The following is a 2,368-nucleotide window of genomic DNA, read 5'->3' as shown; positions in this document are numbered from 1 at the left end:
GTGACTGCGTACCTTTTGTATAATGGGTCAGCGACTTATATTCAGTGGCGAGCTTAACCGAATAGGGGAGGCGTAGCGAAAGCGAGTCTTAATAGGGCGTTTAGTCGCTGGGTATAGACCCGAAACCGGGCGATCTATCCATGGGCAGGTTGAAGGTTAGGTAACACTGACTGGAGGACCGAACCGACTACCGTTGAAAAGTTAGCGGATGACCTGTGGATCGGAGTGAAAGGCTAATCAAGCTCGGAGATAGCTGGTTCTCCTCGAAAGCTATTTAGGTAGCGCCTCATGTATCACTGTAGGGGGTAGAGCACTGTTTCGGCTAGGGGGTCATCCCGACTTACCAAACCGATGCAAACTCCGAATACCTACAAGTGCCGAGCATGGGAGACACACGGCGGGTGCTAACGTCCGTCGTGAAAAGGGAAACAACCCAGACCGTCAGCTAAGGTCCCAAAGTCATGGTTAAGTGGGAAACGATGTGGGAAGGCTTAGACAGCTAGGAGGTTGGCTTAGAAGCAGCCACCCTTTAAAGAAAGCGTAATAGCTCACTAGTCGAGTCGGCCTGCGCGGAAGATGTAACGGGGCTCAAACCATGCACCGAAGCTACGGGTATCACGTAAGTGATGCGGTAGAGGAGCGTTCTGTAAGCCTGTGAAGGTGAGTTGAGAAGCTTGCTGGAGGTATCAGAAGTGCGAATGCTGACATGAGTAACGACAATGGGTGTGAAAAACACCCACGCCGAAAGACCAAGGTTTCCTGCGCAACGTTAATCGACGCAGGGTTAGTCGGTCCCTAAGGCGAGGCTGAAAAGCGTAGTCGATGGAAAACAGGTTAATATTCCTGTACTTCTGGTTATTGCGATGGAGGGACGGAGAAGGCTAGGCCAGCTTGGCGTTGGTTGTCCAAGTTTAAGGTGGTAGGCTGGACTCTTAGGTAAATCCGGGAGTCTAAGGCCGAGAGCTGATGACGAGTGTCCTTTAGGACGCGAAGTGGTTGATGCCATGCTTCCAAGAAAAGCTTCTAAGCTTCAGGTAACCAGGAACCGTACCCCAAACCGACACAGGTGGTTGGGTAGAGAATACCAAGGCGCTTGAGAGAACTCGGGTGAAGGAACTAGGCAAAATGGCACCGTAACTTCGGGAGAAGGTGCGCCGGTGAGGGTGAAGGACTTGCTCCGTAAGCCCATGCCGGTCGAAGATACCAGGCCGCTGCGACTGTTTATTAAAAACACAGCACTCTGCAAACACGAAAGTGGACGTATAGGGTGTGACGCCTGCCCGGTGCCGGAAGGTTAATTGATGGGGTTAGCTAACGCGAAGCTCTTGATCGAAGCCCCGGTAAACGGCGGCCGTAACTATAACGGTCCTAAGGTAGCGAAATTCCTTGTCGGGTAAGTTCCGACCTGCACGAATGGCGTAACGATGGCGGCGCTGTCTCCACCCGAGACTCAGTGAAATTGAAATCGCTGTGAAGATGCAGTGTATCCGCGGCTAGACGGAAAGACCCCGTGAACCTTTACTATAGCTTTGCACTGGACTTTGAATTTGCTTGTGTAGGATAGGTGGGAGGCTTTGAAGCGTGGACGCCAGTCTGCGTGGAGCCATCCTTGAAATACCACCCTGGCAACTTTGAGGTTCTAACTCAGGTCCGTTATCCGGATCGAGGACAGTGTATGGTGGGTAGTTTGACTGGGGCGGTCTCCTCCTAAAGAGTAACGGAGGAGTACGAAGGTGCGCTCAGACCGGTCGGAAATCGGTCGTAGAGTATAAAGGCAAAAGCGCGCTTGACTGCGAGACAGACACGTCGAGCAGGTACGAAAGTAGGTCTTAGTGATCCGGTGGTTCTGTATGGAAGGGCCATCGCTCAACGGATAAAAGGTACTCCGGGGATAACAGGCTGATACCGCCCAAGAGTTCATATCGACGGCGGTGTTTGGCACCTCGATGTCGGCTCATCACATCCTGGGGCTGAAGCCGGTCCCAAGGGTATGGCTGTTCGCCATTTAAAGTGGTACGCGAGCTGGGTTTAGAACGTCGTGAGACAGTTCGGTCCCTATCTGCCGTGGACGTTTGAGATTTGAGAGGGGCTGCTCCTAGTACGAGAGGACCGGAGTGGACGAACCTCTGGTGTTCCGGTTGTCACGCCAGTGGCATTGCCGGGTAGCTATGTTCGGAAAAGATAACCGCTGAAAGCATCTAAGCGGGAAACTTGCCTCAAGATGAGATCTCACTGGAACCTTGAGTTCCCTGAAGGGCCGTCGAAGACTACGACGTTGATAGGTTGGGTGTGTAAGCGCTGTGAGGCGTTGAGCTAACCAATACTAATTGCCCGTGAGGCTTGACCATATAACACCCAAGCAATTTGC

General features: G+C 52.5%; 1 rRNA gene. It reads left to right on the top strand.

Annotated features, from left to right (window positions below):
* Positions 1–2,348 (top strand): 23S ribosomal RNA (locus tag UCMB321_RS28445); the annotation flags it as partial.
* Positions 2,349–2,368: the final 20 nt, after the last annotated feature.

The organism is Pseudomonas batumici (genome assembly GCF_000820515.1).
Taxonomy (GTDB): domain Bacteria; phylum Pseudomonadota; class Gammaproteobacteria; order Pseudomonadales; family Pseudomonadaceae; genus Aquipseudomonas; species Aquipseudomonas batumici.
Note: the sequence above shows the minus strand (reverse complement) of the source record. Positions and strands in the feature narration are given on the sequence as shown.